Source organism: Nostoc sp. (assembly GCF_036917375.1).
In the GTDB taxonomy this organism is placed as follows: Bacteria; Cyanobacteriota; Cyanobacteriia; order Cyanobacteriales; family Nostocaceae; genus Nostoc.
On record NZ_JBALDN010000094.1, the window covers coordinates 214,381 to 237,673 of the forward strand.

The window sequence follows — 23,293 nt, forward strand, 5'->3', positions numbered from 1 at the left end:
TCTGGCTATTCCTGGCTATTCCTGGCTATTCCTGGCTATTCCTCAATTATCACTACCTCTCCTCTCAATTAGGCAAACCCTCAACCCGCATTAAATCTAATTCGCGTTCAAATATTTCATCAATTGGCAACATTTGACCATCAACAGTCATAAATTTATGGTCTTTTGTTGCCCGAATTATTGAACCATCTTCCAAGCAATATTCAAATACCTCTTGTTCTCCGCGATCGTGCCACTGTGCCACAGGTTGCGTATAAATATTTCCATGATTATCAACACTGTACACACTGCATTCAATGCCTTTTTCGACAATTTCTCCAATCGGCATTAATCCATATTCTACCGTCAATATTTCCGTGTCATAGCTTAAACAATATTCCGCAAACTTCAACATTTGCTCAAATAATTCATCCGCAACCTTTTTCTGAACACCATTCTTCGCTGCGCCATCCACGAATTTTTCTCGCTGCTTTTGCATCTCAGAAACTTTCTTTTTACCCATCGCCCGACGCAGCAAGTCAGCTTGTCCTAAAGAATATCCCGCCATATCTTGAGCAATTTTCATGATTTGCTCTTGATAGACCATAATTCCATAGGTTTCGTCTAATATTGGTTCTAAAACTTGGTGTTGATAATCAATCTTTTCTCGACCATGTTTGCGGTTAATAAATTTAGGAATTAGCCCCGCATCTAACGGGCCTGGTCGATAAAGAGCCAAAATTGAAGAAATGTCTTCTATATTAGAAGGCTTCAAATCTCGCACGATCTGACGCATCCCAGAAGATTCTAATTGAAATATCCCTTCTAACTCACCTGCTTCTAATAACTCATAAGTTTTTTGGACATCTTTTGGTAAACTGCTATGTTCGCCTTTCGCTAATATCCTCTGGGCTTTTCTTTCCTGGCGAGGAATTTCATCAGGATCGACCCGATATCCTCTCGTTTCTTGAATCAAATCAACGGTCTTTTGAATCAGCGTCAAGTTCCGCAAACCCAGAAAATCCATTTTCAGCAAACCCATTGATTCCAGGTCTTCCATGAAATACTGAGTAATTACGGAACCGTCATTATTCTTCTGTAACGGCACAATTTCATCAAGTGGATCGGCAGAAATTACCACACCTGCGGCATGAACACCAAAAGTTTTGTTAGTTCCTTCAATTCGCATTGCCATATCAAGCCAATGGCGAACATGGGGTTCTTTATCATATTTCTCTTTAAATTCTGGTTCTGGAGTTTTATCGGAAACCATCACCTTGAGTTTCGTTGGTTTCCCCCGCACCACAGGAATCATTTTCGCCATTTTGTCAGCTTCCCCATAGGGAATATTTAATACTCTGGCGACATCTTTCAAAACTGCTTTAGAAGTTAGACGGTTAAAAGTAATAATTTGGGCAACTCTATCTGCACCATATTTCTCAGTGACATATTCAATCACTTTATCCCGTTGTTCAATACAGAAATCCGTATCAATATCAGGCATGGATTTCCGTTCTGGGTTCAAGAAACGCTCAAATAGTAACCCATGATGCACAGGGTCAATGTTAGTAATTCGCATCGCATAAGCAACTAATGAACCAGCCGCCGAACCGCGACCTGGCCCCACAGGAATATTATTATCTCTAGCAAATTTGATGTAATCCCATACAACTAAAAAGTATTTGGAAAAACCCATCTGCTGAATCATTTTTAGTTCGTATTCCAATCTTTCTTTATAGACGGAATCGACTTCTTGGCGAGATTTGCGATTTAAGCGTTCTAAAAGTCCACTCCATGCAACATCTTCGGCATAAGTATCAGCAGTATGGCCGGAAGGAATGGGAGGTGTAGGAATCTGAGGCTCACCCATGATATGGTAAGGCTCGACTTTATCGGCGACTTCTTCAGTAGTAGCGATCGCTTCGGCAATTACATCATCCGGCAAATGGTCGCGAAATAGCTGCCGCATCTCTTCACCAGATTTGAGATACTCTGTGCCGCTATAACGCATCCGTTTATCTTCAATAATTAACTTGCCAGTTTGGATACATAGCAAAGCATCGTGGGCTTCTACGTCAAAACAAGAAATAAAATGTGAATCATTAGTAGCAACAATTTTAATCCCTAGCTCCCGCGCAATTTTGACTATTTCTACATTCACAATCCGGTCTTCTTGGGAGCCGTGGTCTTGAATTTCTAGATAATAATCATCACCAAATACATCTTTATACCACTGAGCAACTTTTCGGGCGGCATCTGGTCTATTACTGAGAATCGCTTGGGGAATTTCTCCACCCAAACAAGCGCTGGTGACAATCAAGCCTTCATGATATTGTTTTAGTAAATCTTTATTAATACAAGGACGAGAAAAAATTCCTTTACCTTGAACACCTTTAAGGTGAGAAATTGTAGTTAATTTGACTAAATTTTTGTAACCTTTGGTATTTTTAGCTAAAACTACTTGATGATATTTGGGTCGGCGTTCTTGTTTCTCAATATCGCCGTTAATTACATACATTTCATTGCCGATAATCGGCTTAATATTTTGACTACGGCAGATTTTGATCAGTTCAACGGCTCCATACATGACACCATGATCGGTAAGAGCGATCGCTTTCATTCCCAGTGCGATCGCTTGATCTACCAACTCTGGTAGCTGACTTGCTCCATCGAGCAGACTGTAGTCACTGTGAATATGTAAAGGAACAAAGGACATAAGCATCTCCAACCACAAGCCAAGACACCTCTAGGGGCCTACCTTGTGGTATACCCTTTTGAGCTAGATTTTGCAAAGCAACGGAATCTTAGATTAACAGTTTTTAACCAAAATTAAAGCTGTTCTTTTTCAGGAATTATCAATATCATTAGTGTTGTTTTAATAGTTACAGCAGTTAACCAGTACCTAGCCAATGAGTCAAACAGAGAGAACTACTTCGCCTGAAACCAAAGCTAGCCCTTGGTGGCAGCGTATCCCTCTCACGTTGCAAATTCTGATCGCCTTAATAGCGGCAGTCAGCGTCGGAATTGCCCTTGGTGCAGGGAATCCCAATCCCAGCAACGCGGCTTTAATCAACAATTTAGCAATTCCGGCTGAATTGGTGCTAAAGGCTCTCCGCGCCTTGGCTACACCCCTAATTTTGGTAGCGGTGCTGCATACTTTGATGACTACCAACATCCCTGGAACAGCTGGACGGCGGCTGGCAGTGCTACTTTTAACCAATACTACTGTAGCTATTTTGGTGGGGCTTTTTGTAGCGAATGTCCTGCGTCCAGGAACTTGGGGGAATGTAGCCACCTCAACAAGTACGGCAATAACTGCTCAAAGTCTCGATCCTTGGGGAATACTCAAAGATGCTGTACCGGAAGCTGTTCTCAAGCCATTGGTTGATAATAATGTCATCCAGCTGATTGTGATTGCCCTGAGTTTTGGTATCGTTCTACGGGCATTAAAATCTGAACAAATCGCTCAAGGCAAGAATGGATTCCAGCCGATAGAGGATGTCATCGGAATTTTATTTGAAGCGGTAGTCCGCATCCTCAACTGGGTAATTGCTTTAGTGCCGTTCGCAGTCTTTGGGATTGTGGCTAAAACTATTGCGATGCAGGGCTTTGCACCATTTAAATCTTTGGGTGCATTTATTGTCGCCGTATTGTTAGCACTGGTATTGCAAGCGTGCTACTACCTGATCAGAGTAAAATTTGGTTCTTGGGTACACCCGCTAAAATTCCTCGCTGGCGGTTCTGATGCCTTTTTGACAGCTTTCTCAACTTCTTCCTCGGCGGCGGCAATGCCCGTAACCTTTGAAGTTTTGCAAACAAAAGTCGGTTTAAGGGAATCTTCTGCGGCTTTGGGCGCATTAGTCGGGGCAAATTTCAATAATGATGGTACTGCCCTCTATGAAGCAATGTCTGCCTTATATATTTCCCAACTGATTGGACAACATCTGAGTCTGACACAGCAGTTAATTGTCATCCTTACCTCGATTTTTGCATCTGTGGGTGCGGCAAATATTCCCAATGCAGGACTGGTAACTATGACACTGGTGTTCACTTCTGTTGGCTTACCTACGCAGTACATCGCTTTACTAGTTACTGTAGACTGGTTTTTGGATCGCTGCCGCACCGCGATTAATGTTATGGGAGATATGACTGTCAGTGCTTTACTTGATGGCAAAAAGCCACGTTCTGTAGACGAGGCTTAGTTTGCCAGCTTTTAGTTGAATTCAGCAGCTTTTTAAATATTTAATGCTGTTGAGGTCCTTTGGCGTCACATGCTTTAGTCCAGCAACGTTCTAAAAGTTGCAGACGCCAGATTAATACAAAGCGTTGGGGATTCAATACTAATTTAGTATCCCGACTAAATAAGGGCTGGTTCAGATACTGCCAAAGAGGAAATTTAATTTTGGTGTGTTTTGGAGTCATAAGAACAAGAAAAATAATATAAAAGTTGTGTCTAGGAATTACCTAATACTGTTTTTCTAGTTAAAGGCTACCCTGCGTTTTTGCTATTGTCTTTGTGGCAATTGCGGAATTTCAGCAAGTGAATTTATGTTGTTTCCGCTTTAATACTGAGAATTGCACGCACCATTTTTCTAATTCCATATACTGTGAAATCTTATGACTTTTCACAAAATTCTTGCTTCAAAGACATTGCTAGGGGCGTACATAATAAGGTTCGCTTGAGGCAAACTGTTATATAAAGACCTTGCTGCCGTTGAAATTAAATAGGTGAAAAATTGCTGAATTAGTCATAAATTTTGAATTGCTTTTCATCCGACTGTTACCACCCGCCGAATTTCGTCGCTGCCAAACCCGATCGCCATTGGACGATGTACTCCCAAACCACCCCTTCTATCCGCAAGGAATGGACGATACCACCGCTTTTCAGGTCAATCACTAGTAACCCACAGCTTTTTCGTCTAAAGCCAAGCCGCTAAATGTCTTGTTATGCCTGGGTTTGAAAATTCCCACTACTGCAAAGTTGCCATCGCAGATTTAGAAATCCAACTGAATGGATTGTCAACGATCGCTGCGACTAATTTCATCTTTTAAGTTTGGGAAATATTGGAATGACTCTTTAATAAGCATAAAAAATTGGGATGGGCATCTTGCCCATCCCAGAAAAAGAGAATTTTCTTATCAAACACCTTCGCTATATTCGAGCTAAGGCGATTTCGTTGTATCTAATAATGAGTGCCTGTTTTCCGATGGTTGATGGCAGTCACAGCATCAGGCTTGAGTAATTTCCCTTCGTCCACAGTTGCATACACAACCCAATGATCGCCACATTCCAGACGTTGGTTGACTGAACATTCCAAATATGCTAATGAATCGGTGAGGATGGTACAACCGTTATCTGCAACTGCTGTGCTAAAGTTGGCAAATCGATCTTCCCCAGGCGCGAAAGATTTACGGAAATGTTTCATGTAGTCTTGATGATTGCCTTCAGGTAAAATATTTAAGGCAAATTTACCACCTGGATACATCAAAGATTCGATCGCTCGCTCTTTAGCGATCGCCACTGTTATCCCTGGTGGGTTGAAGGTGGCTTGAGAAACCCAAGCGCCTAACATTGCGGTAGACACTTCTCCTTGTTTCGCTGTCACCACGCAAACGGAACCAACAATCCGGCCAACAGCCTGTTCCACTGGAGTAGCGGCTTGTTGGGGTACGCGTACCTTTTTAGCCTTTTTCAGTGCTTGGGCAAAGTCTGTACCTAATTCTTCACAGAATTTGAGAGTGACATCATCAGGTTTAAATTTCACCTTCAGAGTGTCAAAACCAAAGCGATACCCAGCATCCCGGAGTTTACCTTCGATTAAGTCAAAGGCTTCGCCACTCCAGCCATAAGAACCAAAGACCCCAGCGAGTTTACTGTTGTCACCACTCGATAACACAATCCCTAAAGCAGTATGAATCGGAGTTGGCGCATGACCACCAATGGTAGGAGAACCGATGATAAAACCCTCTGACTGTGCGAGGTTGATGCGAATTTCATCAGGGGTAGCAAATTCGCAGTTAATCGATTTAACTGCGACTCCACCTTTAGTTAATCCCAGAGCGATCGCTTGTGCTAAAGTCGCTGTATTTCCATAAGCTGAAGCGTAAAGTAGGGCAACGGAAATTTCGCGATCGTTATGAGAACGGCTCCACTCTCCATAAGCTTTGGTGAGTTCGATTAAGCTGCTGCGTACCAAAGGCCCGTGACCCACAGCATACATTCTCACCTGTAAATCTGATATTTTCTCCAAAGCTGCTTGCACATGAGGAGTTTGGGGAGCCATCAGGCAGTTAAAGTAGTAACGCTGGTCTTCTTTAAGCGCTTCCCAGTTATCATCAAACACTTCATCACCACAAAGATGAGTTGCAAATAACTTATCTGTGTAGAGAATTTGGGTTTGCTGGTCGTAGGTACAAAGTCCTTCCGGCCAACGCGGACTGGGAGTGGGCAAGAATTTCAAAACATGACCCTTACCTAAATCCAGAGTTTCTTTCCCCCGCATCACCAAGACATTTAAATCTTGCTCTAAGAAAGCAGCACGCAAATTGTTCGCACCAGGAAGAGAACAGACAAAAGTTACCTGTGGTGCCAGTTCTAAAATTGCTTTGAGGGTTGCAACTCGATTGGGGCTAAAATGACCCAGGATGATATAATCCAAACTTTGCAAATTTAAAGTCTGCCGCAATGCCTCTAAATAAATTTCGGTAAAGCTTTCTGGTGGTGGATCGATCAGTGCGGTTTTATCAGCTTCAATTAAATAGCAATTGGAGGTTGTACCTCTTTCAAGTGCGTATTCAATTTCAAACCGCAGACGTGACCAACTACGCGCTCTGATAGCTTTAGTATTGGTAGCAATTGGTAAAACTTGTACGTCGCGTGGCTTGGAATTGGTCATAGCTGTTGGATAAAGTTAGGGAACAGAGAACAGGGAATAGGTTATGGGGCAATAGGGTTCGGATAAGCATTTTTCACTTTCCTTGCGATCTGGGGAATGGGGTTGGAGATATTGGGTAAAGGATGTATTCAAAACCTTTCCCCTTTTCCCTTTCCCCTTTAACCGAACCGTATTGGGTTATAGGGTATAGATCGTAGGAAACAGGGGATAGTTTTCTTTGCTGTCCCCTGTCACCTGTTACCTCTTGCTTCTTTCTTAGTAGTAATTACCTACTTTGCGATGGCGAACAGCTGTCAATCCATCGTTTTTGGAGACACGACCTTCTTGAACGGTGCAGTATAAAATCCAGTGGTCGCTGCATTCCATGCTGGTCTGTATTTCACATTCCATGTATGCCAGAGCATCAGTTAGAATCGGCGAACCGTTTTTCGCGGTTTGAGTTTTTACTCCTGCAAAGCGGTCAGCACCAGGATGCAAGCGCTTGAGGAAGTGTTTCTTGAGTTCTTGATAATTGCCTTCTTCCAAAACGTTGAGGACGAAGCGATCGCCTACTTGCATTAAGGAATCAATGGCGCGGTCTTTAGCAACGGCAATTGTGAATCCTAATGGTTGCAAACTCGCTTGCGTTACCCAGGATGCCAGCATAGCACTTGAGACATTATCTTTTTTTGTAGTGACTATATATAGTCCACTGCTAATGCGACCCAGTGCCTTTTCCATGTTGACATCGAGGGACTTGATTTGCTTGATGTTGCGATCGCGCACTAGCAATTGTCCGATGTCTTTACCCGCTTCTTCACACAACTGGAATGTTGATGCGCTGGGAGTCTCTTTAATCCGAATGGGTGGGAAAGCTTCTTTGATGCCAGAGTCAAGAAATTGTCTGCGCAGTGTATCAATGGGTTCATCATCCCCACCGTAACATTCAAACAGCCCAAGAAATTGCTTGTTCTTGGCGACAGCTAGCACTGAACTGATACTAGCTTGGGCGGCGGCGGAGGTAGTTGGGGGCATCCCGATAATGATGCCAGCTGCTCTCCCGGCTAGTTCTTGAATTTCTTGGCTTTCAGCAGTACTCAGATCCAATACTTCTACGCCAACGCCAGTTTTCAGGATACCTTCGGCAATTGCGTGACCAAGGCGCTCGCCATACCCATATTCTGAGACAAAAAACAAGCCAACTGTGGTTTCTGCTTTCGCTTGTTTTTGGCTCCAATTTTCGTAACACCCGGTCAGAACATCTAAATGGTGGTATAATAATGGCCCGTGACCATTGGCGATTATATTAATCTTCCCTAGTTCGCCCATCCGCTTCATCGCATTCAGCAACGAACGAGCGTTAGGACCCATCAAGCAATCGTAGTAAAATCTAAAGTCAGCTTCAATCGCTTCTAAATCTTCGTCGAAGGTGCGATCGTCACAAAAGTGCATCCCAAAAGCATCACAGGTGTAGAGAATTTGGGTTTTGCGGTCAAAGCTAAAGATTGTATCCGGCCAGTGCAGGTTAGGCGCACTCACGAATTCCATTTCGTGTCCTTTGCCGATCTCGATGCGATCGCCAGTTTTTACAACCCGCTTGGAAAAAGGATCGTGTACTAATCCCTCAAGGAATTGCAGCGCAACTTTTGAGGCTAAAACAGTAGCTCTAGGAGCTAACTGGAGGACATCTTCTACTAAGCCGCTATGGTCTGGCTCTGTGTGACTAACAATTATGTAATCAATTGTTTTGGGGTTGACAAGACCTTTGAGAGTCTCTAAATAAAGATCGCGAAACTTCTGGTGAGAAGTATCGATCAAAACTGTTTGTTCGCCCCTAATTAGATATGAATTGTAGGTTGTACCGTTTTGCAGTCCGAATTCGATATCAAAGCGATCGCGATCCCAATCAAGAGAGCGAATCGCCGTTGTGTTAGGGGCAATTTCTACAGTTTGTATAGTTAACCGATGTTGAACGTTCTCTGCGTTGGCCTTGCCGGTCGTAGACATCGCTACCATTATTCGTCTCCGAGCGCAAATTAACAGGTTTTTCTTCTGCCCCCATTGTCTCTATTATTTTTATTTGAAGTTGTAATGAATATCAGTTTTTGAGAAATTTAACTTGTATCAATTATTGCTGTTTTTCAGCAAAAAATATGACTCAAAAAATATACTAAATATTAATTTATCTCTAAACTTTACTGAGTACTTGTTTTTGCTATTTATTTGGTTTTATTTTAATTCAAAAATATCATATCAATTATATTTTTTCAATATAAAAGCATAATTTAAACAATATTAATTTGCTGTCGAACTACCAGGAATAAAGTGCTTTTAAGACTTAAGATTGTTGGAGAATATATTTATTTAGTAGAAAATTTATTTTTTCGGGTACTTCCGTAATTATAAAAGGTAGGAAAGGTAGGAAAGGTAGGAAAAGTAGGACAAACCTTATTAGGCTTCCAAAAAGCATCGATTAGCTGTTAACATTAGTTTATTAAAATGGGTATTCAATATGTTGTTGTCTCAGTCAAAAATATGGTGCATGGAATATAAATTTTATGTAAAGTCGGTAAAACAGATGTTTTTTGGAGATTATCAAGTCAAATTTCTAGAGCCTAGCTAAATAAAAAGGAACTAGGCTTGTATTTGTTTTTCCACTTATCGAAACGGAAACTAGACTAAAAATAATTTTTAAAGTTTCGATAAACCTGCGTAAGCATAAGAATAATCTCAGGAATTTAATGATACAGTCCTTTATTATCGACTTTAAACATTAATCAAGATAACGCCAACAAATTTTTCTTGTCATAGCTATAAGTTACAGCTTCAAGCTATCGGATAAGTTTGCCTATATAGGTTAATGTGTTATCTCGATGTGCCGAACTTTTTATAAAAATCCATTGTTGATGAAAAATTGCAAACTTTGATAGTGTTCTCAAGCCAATACCTATCGTGTAGCAGCCTTATAGACGCTGACATCCTTAATACTTGTAGTTCAGTTTTTCGAATGTATGATGAAATACTTAAGTAATTCAGTATACAGACGGAAATAGATATAAAAACGACAAAAATTGATTTTGTGAAAGGTTATTGTTTATGGGATGCCGATTAAAAGTGTTTCTCACAGAAGAAGAAAAGCTAACTTTAGAAGAGTTGAGAAAAGCCAAAGATGTTCCTCAACGCACTAAGGATCGCGCTCAAGTGTTACTGCTGAATACTCGTGGCTTAAAAAATGAGCAAATTGCAAAAGGCTTGAACTGGGCGATTTCAACAGTGCGTCAAACCCTTCATCGCTGGGAAAAAATGGGTTTGGCAGGTTTATGGGATGCTCCTGGTCGAGGAGGAAAACCCCGATATTCAGAATCAGATTTGGTTTATCTCGAAAATTGTTTAGCTCAAGAGTCAGAGACTTATAACTCTAAACAATTAGCAAAAAAACTGGCCTCTGAACGTCAAGTAAACTTGAGTGCAGATCGACTACGACGAGTACTGAAAAAAAGAGGAAGGAGGTTTGGAAGCGCACGCACACAAACCCAGAAACAGCATAATTATTAGCTGATTACACCATCTTGGAATCGAATCATTTGTTTGATTTGGGCAGCGATCGCTAGATTCTGGTTGAAAATCAAGATTATTTTCTTGACAAGTTCCTGCTTTTTGCAGAGAAGATAATACTTGTTGCGCTTGTTTCTGTTAGTTGGGCTTGGGCGCTGTTGAGGTGTACACATTTTTGGTTTAAGGTTTGCTGAGAAACTTGTAGAGACACCTTAGCGCAGCAGGATAACAGTTTAGTTTCGCATCTTTACCAAAAATTTTGGGCTTCACTAAACGGTATTGCTATTTTAGCCGTTGAACTGTGCATTATAGAAAATTCTGATGGAGTTTCCCATAAAACAAAGTCCACTTACACATCACAGTGTCAAGTGGACTTGTTAACTATTTTTAGTGGATCCGAGCAGAGTCGAACTGCTGTCCAAATTGGGTATTGACCCCCCGCTCATTCACAGGTTTAGCCTTTCTAATCCTCAAGGCGGGAATCGTTCATTATCCCGAACGTAGGATGCTCTGATTTAATCTTAGCTAGCAAGCCAACCAGAGAACGCTTGCTAGAGCATCCGTTGGGGGTTGGTCTTCAGTCCTTAACGGAGTCAAACCGAAGACGCTCGAACCTGTAAGAGGTGTTTTAGGCTGCTACTAGAGCATCCTTACGAGCAAAGTTAACGATGTTATTCGCATTTACTTTTTGTTTGAGCCTTTGATTTTCGAGAGGAGACTCACTCTCGACCTGAATCACAGAGCAGCGTTCGCCAACCTGTCGAAACCGTGACGGACCCATGCGCTTCATACTTCAATTATAATACGCAATTCTGGAAATGTGTTAATAGACAAAAATTTTTACTTTATGTTGAAAGTTCCAAATACTCAAATAGCCAATTGCTAATCTTAAAATAATTAGCAATTGGCTATATATTACAACGCACTACAAATAAATAATTAGTTATACCCTAAGTTAGTGCTTCAGCACCGCCCACAACTTCAAGGAGTTCTTGGGTAATTGCAGCTTGTCGAGCTTTGTTGTAGGACAGCGTGAGGGTGTTAATCAGTTCACCAGCATTTTCACTGGCATTACTCATAGCTGTCATCCGCGCTGCTAGTTCGCTAGCTGCTGATTCTTGTAGCGCCCGCAATAGCTGGTTACTCAGATACAGGGGCAATAGAGAATCGAGAATCTGCACGGGATCTTGCTCGAAAATCATGTCAGGAGCCAACGTGCGGACTTGGCTAGTTACTTTCTCCCGTTCGACTTCAAATTTACCGCCACGGGTTGTCAAGCGGAAGATTTCATCATCGCCTGCTTCTAGACCTTGTGGATCGAGGGGTAGTAAGGTTTGAATCACAGGACGGGAGCTAACCAAGGAAAGGAATCTGGTATAGATTAATTCGATACGGTCAACTTCTTCGGAAAGGAACAAGGAAAGTAGTTGATCGGCAATCTGATTGGCTTCAGCTGCGGTGGGAATTTGCTCTAAGCCACTGTAGGTGGCATCAATTGGCTGATTGCGGCGTTGAAAGTACTGTGTAGCTTTGCGTCCGACGATCACAAATTGATAGTTTAAACCTTCTGCCTGGATTTCTTTAGCGCGGTTTTCTGCACGACGGATAACGTTACTATTGTAGCCGCCGCATAGACCGCGATCGCCTGAAATAACCAACAACCCAACTGACTTAACTTGGCGTTTTCTCAGTAGTGGTAGGTTAGCTTCTTCAAAGCGCAGACGGCTTTGCAAACCATATAATACTTGTGCCAAGCGATCGGCAAAGGGACGAGTTGCTAGCACTTGTTCTTGCGCCCGGCGCACTCTAGCCGCAGCTACGAGACGCATGGCTTCTGTGATTTTTTTGGTGTTTTTGACCGACTGAATGCGATCGCGTATTGCTTTTAGATTGGCCATATTCTTGTCCTTAGTCCTTAGTCATTTGTCATTTGTCCTCTCTTACAAAGTTTTGATTGGAGGAAACCTCCGATCGGACTTTGCGCTTTGTCACTAGTCATTAGCTATTTACCAATGACTAATGACTAATGACTGATGACTAATTACGCTGCTGCTTTGAAGGTCTTCTTGTATTCGGTAAGTGCTTCTTTTAAGGCAGCTTCTTCTGCATCACCTAGTGCTTTGGAGGCTCTTACTCCTTCGGCATACTGGGTTTTACCAGTCTTTAAGTACTCCCGCAGACCTTGGGTAAAGGTTGTGACTTTATCTACAGGAACGTCATCCAAGTAACCATTGATACCAGCGTAAAGAATTGCTACTTGCTCGTATACCGAGAGTGGCGAATTTTGTGGCTGCTTGAGAAGTTCGCGCAACCGTTGACCCCGTGCCAACTGGTCTTGAGTGGCTTTATCTAAGTCAGAAGCAAATTGAGCGAAGGCTTGCAGGTCGTCAAATTGGGCTAGTTCCAATTTAATCTTACCGGCAACTTTTTTCATTGCCTTGGTTTGAGCAGCAGAACCCACGCGGGATACAGAAATACCTGGGTTCACAGCCGGACGGATACCAGCGTTGAACAAGTCAGAAGATAGGAATATCTGACCATCGGTAATGGAAATTACATTGGTGGGGATGTATGCTGAAACGTCACCAGCTTGGGTTTCGATAATTGGTAAGGCGGTCATACTGCCTTTACCTAATTCGTCACTCAGCTTTGCAGCTCTTTCTAACAAGCGGGAGTGAATGTAGAATACATCTCCAGGGTAAGCTTCGCGTCCGGGTGGACGACGCAGCAGTAGTGACATTTGGCGATAAGCTTGGGCTTGCTTGGAGAGGTCATCATAAATTACCAGGGTAGCTTTGCCTTTGTACATAAAGTACTCAGCAATAGTTGCGCCTGTGTAAGGAGCTAGGTATTGTAGTGTTGCTGGTTCACTGGCACTAGCTGCGACGACGATAGTGTAATCCATCGCGCCTTTTTCTTGCAATGTCTGCACCACGTTAGCGACGGTGGAAGCTTTTTGACCGATCGCAACGTATACACAAACTACATCTTCTTCTTTTTGGTTGATGATTGTGTCGATCGCGATCGCAGTTTTACCGGTTTGGCGATCGCCAATAATCAATTCCCGTTGACCACGACCGATGGGAATCATTGAGTCAATAGCTGTGATACCCGTTTGCATGGGTTCGTGTACTGACCGACGAGCAATGATACCGGGTGCTGGAGATTCAATCAAACGGCTGTCTGAAGTCTTGATGTCTCCCTTACCATCAATGGGACGACCCAAAGCGTCTACAACTCGTCCAATTAAGGCTTCTCCTACAGGTACTTGGGCAATTCTACCGGTAGCGGTTACAGAACTACCTTCTTGAATTTCTAGCCCTTCACCCATCAGTACCGCGCCCACGTTGTCTTCTTCTAAGTTCTGGGCGATACCAATTGTACCATCTTCAAATTCCAAAAGTTCCCCAGACATAGCCTTTTCCAGACCATAAATCCGGGCAATACCGTCACCAACTTGGAGAACAGTACCAACGTTAGCAACTTTGACCTCTTGATCGTATTGCTCAATTTGTTGTTGGATAATGCTACTAATTTCGTCAGGTCTAATTGATATGCTCATGTGTCTATCTTTTTTGCTTTCGAGACTGATATTTAGTGCTGGGTGCTGTTAGCGGGGCGTTTGTCCCGTGCTGAGTTAAAAAAGCAAAGGTTAAAAGTTAAAATAAATTACTATTTACTTAACTTCTAACTATTGTACAGACGCGATTAATCGCGTCTCTATTGTACAGACGCGATTAATTGCGTCTGTACTCCTAACTCCTAACTATTAGTTAAGCGCAATGAAAGGCGGCGCAACTGACCCCGGATACTAGCGTCAATTACCTGTGAACCTACTTTAATGATCACACCACCAATTAACTCGCTGTCCACCCTGGTTTCTAGTTCTACCTGGCGAGCATTGGAGATGGCGACGACCTTTTGGATGATTGCCTGCTGTTGAGCTTCTGTGAGGGGAACGGCTGAAATTACTTCCGCTAATACGGTTTGATTCAGCTGCCGCAACAGGGCTAGATACTGTTGAAAAATATCTTCCAAGAACGCAATGCGTCGCTTATCTACCAGTATCAGTAAAAAATTGCGTAAGTAGGGATTAGAGCCTTCACCGAGTATTTGTTTGATGAGAGCTTTTTTGTTCTCAGCCTGAATAAACGGGTTGCTGAAGAAGTTGTGTAGCTGTTTGTCTGCCCTGAGCAGTCCCAGGAAAGTACGCGCATCTTCCCCGAACTCTTCTGTCAAATTTTTCGATTGCGCTATTGACAAAAGTGCCTGTGCATAGGGCTGGGCTACTTCGGCTGTTGCTACCTGACTTGTCATACATTGCCTCCGAGTTGTGCGATGCTGCGGTCAATTAAACTTTGTTGAGCATCGTCAGCAATCCCGCCTTTGAGTTGCGATTCGACTTTTTGCAATGCTAGTGCAGCAACTCGTTGCCGTAGTTGAGCGATCGCTCGCTCTGTTTCGGTGTTTAAATCTGCTGCTGCCGTTTGTTTCAGGCGTTCTACGTCTTGCGCTGCCTTCGCTAACAAGGCTTCTTTCGTCTTTTGGGCGTTTTCTGTGGCAGATTGGCGGATGCGTTCTGCTTCTGCTTGAGATTGCTTCAACTGCTCTTGCGCTTGGGAAAGGGCAGTCTTTGCCTCTTTTAAGCGCCCTTCTGCTTCCTGAATTGCGGTGGCAATATTGGATTGTCGCTCGTTCAGGATATTGCTTAAAACCTTACGTCCGAAGTAGAATAATATGCCAATCAGAATCGTTAGATTGATCAGATTGGTTTCAAAAATGTCTAGGTTTAGACCGAAACCACCTTCTGCTGCGCCTTCTGCCAATTCAGAGTGAACAGCGTTCGCTTCTGCGGCAAGTAATAAGAATGTCCCCATGATACCCATTTACAAGTGCGCTGCTTGCTTGCTAATACGTTGTATTTTTCCCAAGGGAAGGAAATTTAAGTATCTTTTCCCCGTAAGGAAATTAAGTATCTTTCCCCAGAAGGGAAAAAGTGCCTTTATTTGACACTTAAATTTTGCGCTCTGGACTAGGGCCCAGCTGCGCGTATGCTTTCACAGAGCCAGTCTAGTTAGCTTATCTAACTGGAGTTGGCCCCAATAGTTTTTCTAGAATCTGCCTGCTTAGAGCATCAACTTGTTGCTCTAAGGTGCGAAAAGCTTCTTGCTTTTGTTGTTCTATTTCAACAGAAGCTTGTTCTCGTTGAGACTGAGCTTCCTTTTGGGCCTCGGCGATTTTCTCGGCAGTAATTTTCTTAGCTTCAAGTTGAGCTGCTTCTACGGTAGCTTGCGATTGTCTGCGAGCGTCTGCGAGTTGTTGCTCATATTCGGCGGCTAAACGCTCGGCTTTTGCCAAGCTTTCTTTCGCCTCAAGGGTATTCGTTCGGATATAACTATCGCGATCGTCTAGTACCTTGGTCAGTGGCTTATAGAAAATTGCATTCAACAAAGCTGCTAATAGCAGGAATTGCAATGCCATGAAGGGCAAGGTAGCATCGAAATCAAACATTTGTCTCCTCTTTGGCTGGAGTAGCAGTTTTCATGGCTAGCAACATCATCCAACCTTTCATATTTTAGAGACCCATAGCCAACAAGGGTCAACTGAACATTATAACTATTGAGATACCTAAAACGTTTTGATTGTAGAGGCGTGATGATTCACGTCTCCACACTCAGAAAAATTTCAGGTATTAGCCGAAAGGATTAGCGAACAGCAATACCAGGGCAATTACTAGACCATAGATAGTCAAGGATTCCATGAATGCCAAGGTTAATAGCAGAGTACCGCGAATTTTTCCTTCTGCTTCAGGTTGACGAGCAATACCTTCTACTGCTTGTCCAGCAGCATTTCCTTGACCAATACCAGGGCCAATTGCAGCTAAACCAATCGCTAAAGCAGCAGCGAGAACTGAAGCAGCCTGAACTAATGGATCCATGTTGATTTTCCTTGCTTTGATTACAAAACTAACAAAAGTACGTTAACGATTAGAAACGTGATTTTCACGCTGCACATGAGTTCTTCGATCGCGCTTTGCGATGTTTTGAGCGAATATGCTCTTGGAACTGTGCTATCAGCTGAGAAGTTTAATGCTCCTCATGTTCATCTCCGCCATGCCCCTCCATTGCCTCATGAATGTATGCTCCGGCTAGGGTGGCAAAAACCAGGGCTTGAATGGCACTGGTAAATAAACCCAAGGCCATTACAGGCAGAGGTACAAATAGAGGAACTAGCAGCACCAACACCGCTACTACCAATTCATCCGCCAAAATATTACCAAATAGCCGGAAGCTTAGGGAGAGGGGTTTGGTGAAATCTTCGAGAATTGCGATCGGCAACAAAACAGGTGTTGGCTCTATATATTTCTTAAAGTAGCCTAAACCCCGTTTGCTAAAACCTGCGTAAAAATACGCTAAGGAGGTCAGCAATGCCAATGCAACAGTCGTATTGATATCATTGGTGGGAGCTGCCAATTCGCCCGAAGGTAGCTTGATGAGCTTCCAGGGAATTAGCGCACCTGACCAGTTCGATACGAAAATAAACAAGAACAATGTGCCAATAAATGGCACCCAAGGGCGGTACTCTTTCTCACCAAGTTGGTTTTTTGCCAGATCGCGAATAAATTCTAAGGCATATTCCATCAAATTCTGGATGCCCTTGGGAATTCTTTGTGCGTTGCGAGTAGCAGCTATTGAAGCCACTACTAGAATACTAATCACAAACCATGAGGTGAGAAAAACTTGCCCATGAATTTTAAGATTGCCCAACTGCCAGTAGAAATGATGTCCTACTTCTAATTCGGCGAGGGGAAAAGAATTAAAGGCGTTTAAGACACTAAGCATTTGCATTCTTCAAGCATTTTCCCCAACGAGCGAGGATGGGATTACTATCTTTGTGAGCCTGACTTTTTAAGAATCAGGAATGAACGCAATTTGCACCATATAGACGAAGAGCGTGGCTTTGTAAGTTAGAAATCCCAAAAAAATGGGCAGAATCTGTAGCTCACGCCATTGAGTTGCCACGATCATCACTCCAATAAACAGAGCAAAACGAGTTTTGCTCAGACTGGTTTTCTGACTACCAAGCTGCTCAACATCTCTAGCCAACATTTTTAAGTAAACCACACCTGTACACGCCCCAATTAAATAATTTAGGGCAATGTTTAAGGAATAAAAAATCCACACAGAGATAAAAATAACCCCCGTCAAGACAAGCGTGATTACCAACAATCGCTGGAAGAGTTCATGGAACTCTTTCATGGAGTTACCTGATTCTGTGCCTCCAGAACCAGTTTTAGCATCTTGTTGCGTTGTCGGAGTGGGCGCAATTGATTCGTCTGACAAGCTCACGGGACTTGAAACCAGTACAGTTAAATATGATGACTGCACATTCAGTCAGCTGAATCATATCACGATGCGGTAACAATACTTTAGGAAAAAACAATTAACTTCTTGTCAACATCAGGCAGTAAGTACCCACGGACTAAAGCCCACAGCAATTTTACCAAGTCCACGTTGCCGGACTTGGTGAAAAAGTAAAGATTTTATAGCCTATTTGTAAACTAAGGGCAGACAAGATGCCTGCCCCACAAGAGTCTTGGGTTGAATCTAACTCTCGATTAAATTATCTTCGCGGTTCGCAGACCGAACAGCAATCCTACAGATAAGCCAAAGAATAAACCCAAGAAGACGATATAAGATACAATTGCAAACATTTATTGCTCTCCAGAATACTTCCTAAATCTATTGAATCATTAGTTGTTGGGTATTGGGCATGGGGCATGGGGGATTGGGCATTGGGTATTGGGCAATACTTGTTGGTTAAAGGGAAAAGGGGAATGGGAAAGGGGAAAGAAAAAACCTTTAACCTAAACCCAGTAACCTTTTCCCAAAACCAAATTCCAGGTTAAAATCCAAAACCCGAGCAGTATTGAGGCATGGGGTATGAGGGTAGAGGAGAAATAGTTACTACAACTTCTTTGCTGCTTGCCTGCTTCTTAGCAATCCCCGATGCCTAATGCCCTATGTCCATTTCCTAGATTGCGATACAATACAGCCCACGGGCGCTTGTTTGGGGTTGGGCAATGACTTCTGTAATTAATGTAAATCTACCAGAGCAGTCTTATGAGATTGCGATAACTTCGTTGAGCTACGCTAACGCACCTTCGAGTTTAGATCAGCTGGGTCAACAGATGTCCAGTCTCAAGTTGGGCAAAAAGGTTTTACTGGTTTCTAATCCGACGATTTTTAAGCATTTTGGCGAAAGAGCAATTACATCCTTAAAATCTGCTGGATTTGAAGTTGCTAGCTGCACTCTACCACCTGGTGAACGCTACAAAACCCTCAATTCCATCCAAAAACTCTACGATGTAGCCTTGGAAAACCGCCTAGAACGTTCTTCTACGATGGTGGCTTTGGGCGGAGGTGTAATTGGCGATATGACTGGCTTTGCGGCTGCAACTTGGCTACGCGGTATTAATGTTGTCCAAGTGCCTACGTCTTTGTTGGCGATGGTAGATTCGGCAATTGGTGGCAAAACTGGCGTGAATCATCCCCACGGTAAAAACTTAATTGGGGCATTCCATCAACCGCGTTTAGTTTTGATTGACCCAGATGTGTTAAAAACTCTACCTATGCGCGAGTTTCGGGCAGGAATGGCAGAAGTTATCAAGTACGGTGTGATTTGGGATGCCGAATTGTTTGCCCAGTTGGAAGCAAGTAAACGCCTCGACCAACTCCGCTATGTCAAACCTGACCTAATAACCAGCATATTAACTCGCTCTTGTCAAGCTAAAGCTGATGTTGTTGGCAAAGATGAGAAAGAAGGCGGATTACGCGCAATTCTCAACTATGGACACACCATCGGTCATACAGTGGAAAGTTTGACTGGTTATCGTCTAGTAAATCATGGCGAAGCGGTGGCTATTGGTATGGTAGCAGCCGGTCAAATTGCTGTGGATTTGGGACTGTGGCAAAAGGAAGACACAGAACGTCAAAATGCTTTAATTCAAAAAGCGGGTTTACCAACTCAGTTACCAGATGGGGTAGATATTGAAGCAATTATTGAGGCGTTGCAATTAGATAAGAAAGTCCAAGCCGGGAAAGTTCGGTTTGTTTTACCAACAGAGATTGGTGTAGTAACAATTACCGATGAAGTGCCATCGGATATTATTCGGCAAGTGTTGCGGGGAATGTGAACAATTTGAAGAAGAATTCAGGAGTCAGAATTCAGGAGTCAGAATAAAAGTTAGTTGCTCTGTCCTTCAATTACGAATTAATGAGCCATGATACTCCAAGCCAAAAATCAATTAACTTTGCAAGAGTTCTTGAATCTTCCACCAGGCGAGGGAGATATCACCTATGAACTTGTTGATGGTCAAGCAATTCCTAAAATGTCACCAAAATTTTTTCATGCGAAACTTACCCGCGTTATTCTCAATTTGATTGAGCAATCGTGTGAGGGTAAAGGAGAAGTTTGCCCGGAATGGGCTGTTGCCTTAACTCGTCGAGGACGAGATTGGATGCCAATTCCAGATATTTTATACATTTCTTATGAGCGTTTACCCGCCAACTGGGATGAAAATGAAGCTTGTCCTGTTCCTCCTGATTTGGTGATTGAGATTATTTCGCCAGGGCAAACCTTTGGACAAATGGCGGCTAAAGCCAAAGACTATTTGGATGCTAAGGTGCTGCGGGTATGGGTATTAGATAGTAAAGCCAGAAGCATTACTGTTTTTTATCCAGATGCAGCGCCACAAACTTATATGGGAGAAGAACTACTCACAGATTCTTTGTTTGAAGGACTGCAATTTACTGTTGAGCAGGTGTTTCAAAAGGCGAAAATACCATTAGATGCTGAATAGTACAATTTTGTTGCTCTCAACATTCATCGAAATTTTAAGTGGCGGAAGTTTGCCTAATTTTAACAAGTTGCTTGAGTAACTTGGCTAGTTAATTGAGATGGTAGCTAGATTGACGTGCGCTGTAATAAGAGTTTAGCTAATTAATTCATCCATTTGTAGGAGGTAATTAGCAACCCCAAAAGTGTACTTTGCTTATAGTCAGACCAATAGAAGATGGTTTGAAGCAAAATTCACGCAACAGATGCATCAATTATGTTAAACCTAATATTCACCGAATGTATAAAAATAAAACCATTGCTGCTTTCAACAGCTTTTTTGCTAGCTATACAGACTTCTGCCAATGCTGAACAAGCTATTCCTAGTTTGACTCCAGGACAAGCTCAACATTTATCCCGTGACTTGGTTCCATATAATTCTCAAGAATTTTTTAGGCAAGGAAAAGATTCAATTGAGAGAGAAATTCAAATTCTTAGGCAAGGACAACAGCGCTCAATTAAACCTGTTCTTAAGATTGATTCAGTACCACAGATCAAAAAACCGAATCCCCAGCAAAAACCTCAAGGTCTTATCTAAGTCAGAATCATCATCCTTTTATGACTCCTTAGATTGCTACTTATTCTAATGTTAATTCTTGAGACATTGTAGATAAACTACAGTCCCAGGCATCAGAATCGCTATGCTCTGGTTTTGGGTTACAGAGGTTTGGTGTTTTCAATAAACTTTGCAACACAAATTTACAATTTTAATCGTCTAGTAAACCCATCAACGCTTGAATTTCAAGGTCTTGATCTTGCGGCTCTGATAATTGAGACTGTAGCTTTAATAATTGACTCTGTAATTCTTCTGCTACATGGATCATATCAGATTCTTGGGCGATTTTTAGCTGATTTTCTTTAATTTTGATTTGTTTAAGCAAATTATTTTCCAAATGAGTTGAGTTGTAATGTTGAGCAATCATAAGTTTATTTTTATTATCAATGTGTGCTGTGCAATTAAATTTTTCACCTATGTATTATTCCACACTTTTGTCATTTTTTAAATATAGCTTTTCTTGGTGAGTTAAAAGAACCTCATACCCAATTGCTTCCTTACTGGTTTCGTAAAGGTGACTATGATGTACCTTGTATTATTAGGAAAAGCTATAAACATTATTTTTGTGAACAGTATGGACTTAAATATCAAGAAAAAGATTTATACCTTTGTAAAAATTATATCTACAGTGCTTATAACAAGCGCGATTGGATTGGAATCGTGGAATATTTATGCAGTAATCACTAATACTAATGTACCAAGCAGCCTTAATCCAATTTTTTGGATTGAGCGTTTTGCGATGATGAGCCATTTTATCGAAAGTATTATAGCAGCTTTTTATGCAGCTTCAAGACAAAAAATACCAATAAAATATGCTACTTATACTTTTTTTGTCGGCACAATTGGGTTGTTAGAACTGTTTGAGCGACAGGATGATTATTGACGCTTCTATGCCTTGAAGGCATAGGCTTTTAAACTAGGTTGCTAGGGTGCGATCGCACTCTACGCATAAAGATTTAAGTTATTAAATATACGTTGGCAAACAAAACTCAGTTAAGGGATTTTCCCAATCAATGTAGGTAACTAATGAATCTGACACTCAGAAGGGAGTATAGTTTATATAGTTAGCTTTTTGCGGAAATTTTAGTTTAACACTAAGGAATTAAAAAATGTCTACTGATACTGACATAGTTGCTTACGTTGAAGAAAGTGAATTTGATGTTGTTTTAAATGGAAGTGAAGAGAAAGTCGTTGTTGTTGATTTTACTGCTACTTGGTGTGGCCCCTGTCGCCTAGTCAGTCCGTTAATGGAGCAACTTGCCGAAGAATACAAAGGTCGGGCTAAAGTTGTTAAGGTCGACGTTGACAGGAATAAGCCAATTTTCAAAAAATTCGGTCTTCGCAGTATTCCAGCAGTTTTAATTTTCAAAGATGGTATTTTAGCAGAAACTATAGTGGGCGTTTCTCCTTACGAAGACTTTAGCAACGCTGTTCAGAAGCTTCTTTAGGTAATTTGTAATTCGTAATTCGTTGAAAACTCATTAAGGATTACGAATTATTTTAAATCTTTTCCTTTCGCCTATAATGTGTTTGGAGTAAACCAGTAGGATATTGTTTTGAGGTAATAAGCTCCAATTCTTCTTCAGGGCTAGGCGGTGGGAAAAGAGGTATACCGCCACCTAAGATAATTGGAATAGTTGAAATTATATATTCATCAATCAAGCTGTGCTGAAGAAACGAATTGATTAATTCTCCGCCACCAACTAGCCAGATGTTTTCTAAACCTTGAGCCTCTATATCTGCTAACGCCTGTTTTACTGGATCGGAAACAAACACAACGTCCTTGCGATCGCATTGGAGATGACGCTGGGTAAAAACAAAGGATTTCTTACCCGGATAAGGCCATTCATCGAAACTAAGCCCTACTTCATAGGTTTTGCTACCCAAAACGATCGCATCAATCGATTCGTAGAAATCACCATAACCATAGTCTTCATCTTCTGTATCAAGGATTGATAGCCACTCAATTTTGCCATCGCTGCGAGCAATGTAGCCATCCAAACTAGCTGCAATGTAGAGTGTAACTTTCGTCATTGTGCTTGGTGAATTTGGTAGTTTTCAATCAATGAGTACAGGCGATCGCACGCTTATTCTTTCTAGAGCATTTTAGCCCTTGGTGGTTCCGATCGCAAAAGAGCGAGCGCTTACCCAATTACTTAAGTTTTTTGATTATGCGATTTAAACCTACCTGTAATAAATTCTCGCTGAGATAAATGCTTTGTATTGCGTTTGGTGACTCGCTCTCGCCACATCTTAAAACTAGATTCTTTCATTTCACGCCTCATTAGGGCGATTACCTCTTTTTCCAGCAGTCCAAACTGAGCCTCAATAGCATCAAAAGATGTTCTATCTTCCCATGCCATTTCAATGATGCGATCGATGGTTTGTGAATCGAGGTTAGGTAGCTTCATTTTTTTTGCTAGCAATTAGT

Annotated in this window: 23 protein-coding genes and 1 other RNA gene; 7 read left to right on the forward strand and 17 right to left on the reverse strand. The window is 42.0% G+C overall.

Going from position 1 to position 23,293, the window contains the following annotated elements; genetic code table 11:
- Window positions 1-64: 64 nt before the first annotated feature.
- Window positions 65-2,695, reverse strand: a complete 2,631-nt coding sequence (locus V7K45_RS25450; protein WP_335007715.1) for a DNA polymerase III subunit alpha — start codon at window positions 2,693-2,695, stop codon at window positions 65-67.
- Window positions 2,696-2,888: 193 nt separating this feature from the next.
- On the opposite strand from V7K45_RS25450, the gene V7K45_RS25455 reads away from it, so the two are divergent.
- Complete coding sequence (locus V7K45_RS25455; RefSeq protein WP_335007716.1) at window positions 2,889-4,181, forward strand: dicarboxylate/amino acid:cation symporter; 1,293 nt, start codon at window positions 2,889-2,891, stop codon at window positions 4,179-4,181.
- 40 nt (window positions 4,182-4,221) lie between these two features.
- Here V7K45_RS25455 and V7K45_RS25460 read toward each other — a convergent pair whose 3' ends face one another.
- The 3 genes from V7K45_RS25460 to V7K45_RS25470 all read right to left on the reverse strand — a co-directional run bounded on the left by V7K45_RS25460 (window position 4,222) and on the right by V7K45_RS25470 (window position 8,870).
- Entirely contained in the window at window positions 4,222-4,401 is a 180-nt protein-coding gene (locus V7K45_RS25460; protein WP_228013468.1) for a hypothetical protein, read from the reverse strand.
- Between the two features lie 761 nt (window positions 4,402-5,162).
- A complete protein-coding gene (locus tag V7K45_RS25465; RefSeq protein ID WP_335007717.1) occupies window positions 5,163-6,875 on the reverse strand; it encodes a diflavin flavoprotein in 1,713 nt (570 codons plus the stop codon).
- Between the two features lie 255 nt (window positions 6,876-7,130).
- A complete protein-coding gene (locus V7K45_RS25470) occupies window positions 7,131-8,870 on the reverse strand; it encodes a diflavin flavoprotein (protein ID WP_335007718.1) in 1,740 nt (579 codons plus the stop codon).
- Between the two features lie 1,080 nt (window positions 8,871-9,950).
- On the opposite strand from V7K45_RS25470, the gene V7K45_RS25475 reads away from it, so the two are divergent.
- Window positions 9,951-10,409: a helix-turn-helix domain-containing protein gene (locus V7K45_RS25475; RefSeq protein ID WP_335007719.1), complete on the forward strand. Its 459-nt coding sequence runs from the start codon at window positions 9,951-9,953 to the stop codon at window positions 10,407-10,409.
- A 388-nt stretch (window positions 10,410-10,797) separates the two neighbouring features.
- On the opposite strand, the gene ssrA is transcribed toward V7K45_RS25475, so the two are convergent.
- The 10 genes from ssrA to petL all read right to left on the reverse strand — a co-directional run bounded on the left by ssrA (window position 10,798) and on the right by petL (window position 18,123).
- Window positions 10,798-11,188: a transfer-messenger RNA gene (gene ssrA, locus V7K45_RS25480) on the reverse strand.
- A 171-nt stretch (window positions 11,189-11,359) separates the two neighbouring features.
- The gene (locus tag V7K45_RS25485; RefSeq protein WP_335007720.1) at window positions 11,360-12,307 is read right to left on the reverse strand and encodes a F0F1 ATP synthase subunit gamma; all 948 of its coding nucleotides are present in this window, start codon (window positions 12,305-12,307) and stop codon (window positions 11,360-11,362) included.
- 143 nt (window positions 12,308-12,450) lie between these two features.
- The gene (gene atpA, locus V7K45_RS25490) at window positions 12,451-13,971 is read right to left on the reverse strand and encodes a F0F1 ATP synthase subunit alpha (RefSeq protein WP_335007721.1); all 1,521 of its coding nucleotides are present in this window, start codon (window positions 13,969-13,971) and stop codon (window positions 12,451-12,453) included.
- Window positions 13,972-14,171: 200 nt separating this feature from the next.
- Window positions 14,172-14,726: an ATP synthase F1 subunit delta gene (gene atpH, locus V7K45_RS25495; RefSeq protein WP_335007722.1), complete on the reverse strand. Its 555-nt coding sequence runs from the start codon at window positions 14,724-14,726 to the stop codon at window positions 14,172-14,174.
- Window positions 14,723-15,295, reverse strand: a complete 573-nt coding sequence (locus tag V7K45_RS25500) for a F0F1 ATP synthase subunit B (RefSeq protein WP_322679161.1) — start codon at window positions 15,293-15,295, stop codon at window positions 14,723-14,725. The genes atpH and V7K45_RS25500 overlap by 4 nt, the downstream gene beginning before the upstream one ends.
- A gap of 193 nt (window positions 15,296-15,488) precedes the next feature.
- A complete protein-coding gene (locus V7K45_RS25505; RefSeq protein WP_335007723.1) occupies window positions 15,489-15,920 on the reverse strand; it encodes a F0F1 ATP synthase subunit B' in 432 nt (143 codons plus the stop codon).
- A gap of 181 nt (window positions 15,921-16,101) precedes the next feature.
- Window positions 16,102-16,347: an ATP synthase F0 subunit C gene (gene atpE, locus V7K45_RS25510; RefSeq protein ID WP_012411162.1), complete on the reverse strand. Its 246-nt coding sequence runs from the start codon at window positions 16,345-16,347 to the stop codon at window positions 16,102-16,104.
- Window positions 16,348-16,495: 148 nt separating this feature from the next.
- On the reverse strand, window positions 16,496-17,257 hold the full coding sequence (gene atpB / locus V7K45_RS25515) for a F0F1 ATP synthase subunit A (RefSeq protein WP_175586935.1): 762 nt from the start codon (window positions 17,255-17,257) through the stop codon (window positions 16,496-16,498).
- Window positions 17,258-17,317: 60 nt separating this feature from the next.
- The gene (locus tag V7K45_RS25520) at window positions 17,318-17,758 is read right to left on the reverse strand and encodes an ATP synthase subunit I (RefSeq protein WP_335007753.1); all 441 of its coding nucleotides are present in this window, start codon (window positions 17,756-17,758) and stop codon (window positions 17,318-17,320) included.
- Between the two features lie 269 nt (window positions 17,759-18,027).
- Window positions 18,028-18,123 carry a cytochrome b6-f complex subunit PetL gene (gene petL / locus V7K45_RS25525; RefSeq protein ID WP_099101760.1) on the reverse strand — a complete coding sequence of 32 codons (96 nt, stop codon included), beginning with the start codon at window positions 18,121-18,123 and terminating at the stop codon, window positions 18,028-18,030.
- A gap of 369 nt (window positions 18,124-18,492) precedes the next feature.
- Here petL and aroB point away from each other — a divergent pair, with 369 nt between their 5' ends.
- From aroB to V7K45_RS25540, 3 genes are all read left to right on the forward strand, one after another.
- Window positions 18,493-19,605 (forward strand): 3-dehydroquinate synthase, encoded by a 1,113-nt coding sequence (aroB, locus tag V7K45_RS25530; RefSeq protein WP_335007724.1) that lies wholly within the window; start codon window positions 18,493-18,495, stop codon window positions 19,603-19,605.
- Window positions 19,606-19,692: 87 nt separating this feature from the next.
- Window positions 19,693-20,271, forward strand: a complete 579-nt coding sequence (locus tag V7K45_RS25535) for a Uma2 family endonuclease (RefSeq protein ID WP_335007725.1) — start codon at window positions 19,693-19,695, stop codon at window positions 20,269-20,271.
- Between the two features lie 252 nt (window positions 20,272-20,523).
- Window positions 20,524-20,844 (forward strand): hypothetical protein, encoded by a 321-nt coding sequence (locus V7K45_RS25540; protein WP_335007726.1) that lies wholly within the window; start codon window positions 20,524-20,526, stop codon window positions 20,842-20,844.
- 169 nt (window positions 20,845-21,013) lie between these two features.
- Here V7K45_RS25540 and V7K45_RS25545 read toward each other — a convergent pair whose 3' ends face one another.
- Complete coding sequence (locus V7K45_RS25545; RefSeq protein ID WP_335007727.1) at window positions 21,014-21,229, reverse strand: hypothetical protein; 216 nt, start codon at window positions 21,227-21,229, stop codon at window positions 21,014-21,016.
- A 156-nt stretch (window positions 21,230-21,385) separates the two neighbouring features.
- Between V7K45_RS25545 and V7K45_RS25550 the strand changes: the two genes are divergently transcribed.
- Together V7K45_RS25550 and trxA are read left to right on the forward strand one after the other, a co-directional pair.
- The gene (locus tag V7K45_RS25550; protein ID WP_442942050.1) at window positions 21,386-21,745 is read left to right on the forward strand and encodes a hypothetical protein; all 360 of its coding nucleotides are present in this window, start codon (window positions 21,386-21,388) and stop codon (window positions 21,743-21,745) included.
- A 226-nt stretch (window positions 21,746-21,971) separates the two neighbouring features.
- Complete coding sequence (gene trxA, locus V7K45_RS25555) at window positions 21,972-22,310, forward strand: thioredoxin (RefSeq protein ID WP_335007728.1); 339 nt, start codon at window positions 21,972-21,974, stop codon at window positions 22,308-22,310.
- 52 nt (window positions 22,311-22,362) lie between these two features.
- On the opposite strand, the gene V7K45_RS25560 is transcribed toward trxA, so the two are convergent.
- Both V7K45_RS25560 and V7K45_RS25565 read right to left on the reverse strand, forming a co-directional pair.
- Window positions 22,363-22,896 (reverse strand): dihydrofolate reductase family protein, encoded by a 534-nt coding sequence (locus V7K45_RS25560; RefSeq protein WP_335007729.1) that lies wholly within the window; start codon window positions 22,894-22,896, stop codon window positions 22,363-22,365.
- Between the two features lie 122 nt (window positions 22,897-23,018).
- Window positions 23,019-23,273, reverse strand: coding sequence for a TIGR03643 family protein (locus V7K45_RS25565; protein WP_335007730.1), 255 nt, complete (start codon window positions 23,271-23,273; stop codon window positions 23,019-23,021).
- Between the last annotated feature and the right edge of the window lie 20 nt (window positions 23,274-23,293).

What these genes read in the sequence shown, in the direction of transcription:
- V7K45_RS25450 (WP_335007715.1), bottom strand. Translation starts at nt 2,695, where the DNA reads ATGTCCTTTGTTCCTTTACATATTCACAGTGACTACAGTCTGCTCGAT.
- V7K45_RS25455 (WP_335007716.1), top strand. Translation starts at nt 2,889, where the DNA reads ATGAGTCAAACAGAGAGAACTACTTCGCCTGAAACCAAAGCTAGCCCT.
- V7K45_RS25460 (WP_228013468.1), bottom strand. Translation starts at nt 4,401, where the DNA reads ATGACTCCAAAACACACCAAAATTAAATTTCCTCTTTGGCAGTATCTG.
- V7K45_RS25465 (WP_335007717.1), bottom strand. Translation starts at nt 6,875, where the DNA reads ATGACCAATTCCAAGCCACGCGACGTACAAGTTTTACCAATTGCTACC.
- V7K45_RS25470 (WP_335007718.1), bottom strand. Translation starts at nt 8,870, where the DNA reads ATGGTAGCGATGTCTACGACCGGCAAGGCCAACGCAGAGAACGTTCAA.
- V7K45_RS25475 (WP_335007719.1), top strand. Translation starts at nt 9,951, where the DNA reads ATGGGATGCCGATTAAAAGTGTTTCTCACAGAAGAAGAAAAGCTAACT.
- V7K45_RS25485 (WP_335007720.1), bottom strand. Translation starts at nt 12,307, where the DNA reads ATGGCCAATCTAAAAGCAATACGCGATCGCATTCAGTCGGTCAAAAAC.
- atpA (WP_335007721.1), bottom strand. Translation starts at nt 13,971, where the DNA reads ATGAGCATATCAATTAGACCTGACGAAATTAGTAGCATTATCCAACAA.
- atpH (WP_335007722.1), bottom strand. Translation starts at nt 14,726, where the DNA reads ATGACAAGTCAGGTAGCAACAGCCGAAGTAGCCCAGCCCTATGCACAG.
- V7K45_RS25500 (WP_322679161.1), bottom strand. Translation starts at nt 15,295, where the DNA reads ATGGGTATCATGGGGACATTCTTATTACTTGCCGCAGAAGCGAACGCT.
- V7K45_RS25505 (WP_335007723.1), bottom strand. Translation starts at nt 15,920, where the DNA reads ATGTTTGATTTCGATGCTACCTTGCCCTTCATGGCATTGCAATTCCTG.
- atpE (WP_012411162.1), bottom strand. Translation starts at nt 16,347, where the DNA reads ATGGATCCATTAGTTCAGGCTGCTTCAGTTCTCGCTGCTGCTTTAGCG.
- atpB (WP_175586935.1), bottom strand. Translation starts at nt 17,257, where the DNA reads ATGCAAATGCTTAGTGTCTTAAACGCCTTTAATTCTTTTCCCCTCGCC.
- petL (WP_099101760.1), bottom strand. Translation starts at nt 18,123, where the DNA reads ATGTTTGCAATTGTATCTTATATCGTCTTCTTGGGTTTATTCTTTGGC.
- aroB (WP_335007724.1), top strand. Translation starts at nt 18,493, where the DNA reads ATGACTTCTGTAATTAATGTAAATCTACCAGAGCAGTCTTATGAGATT.
- V7K45_RS25535 (WP_335007725.1), top strand. Translation starts at nt 19,693, where the DNA reads ATGATACTCCAAGCCAAAAATCAATTAACTTTGCAAGAGTTCTTGAAT.
- V7K45_RS25540 (WP_335007726.1), top strand. Translation starts at nt 20,524, where the DNA reads ATGTTAAACCTAATATTCACCGAATGTATAAAAATAAAACCATTGCTG.
- V7K45_RS25545 (WP_335007727.1), bottom strand. Translation starts at nt 21,229, where the DNA reads ATGATTGCTCAACATTACAACTCAACTCATTTGGAAAATAATTTGCTT.
- V7K45_RS25550 (WP_442942050.1), top strand. Translation starts at nt 21,386, where the DNA reads ATGTACCTTGTATTATTAGGAAAAGCTATAAACATTATTTTTGTGAAC.
- trxA (WP_335007728.1), top strand. Translation starts at nt 21,972, where the DNA reads ATGTCTACTGATACTGACATAGTTGCTTACGTTGAAGAAAGTGAATTT.
- V7K45_RS25560 (WP_335007729.1), bottom strand. Translation starts at nt 22,896, where the DNA reads ATGACGAAAGTTACACTCTACATTGCAGCTAGTTTGGATGGCTACATT.
- V7K45_RS25565 (WP_335007730.1), bottom strand. Translation starts at nt 23,273, where the DNA reads ATGAAGCTACCTAACCTCGATTCACAAACCATCGATCGCATCATTGAA.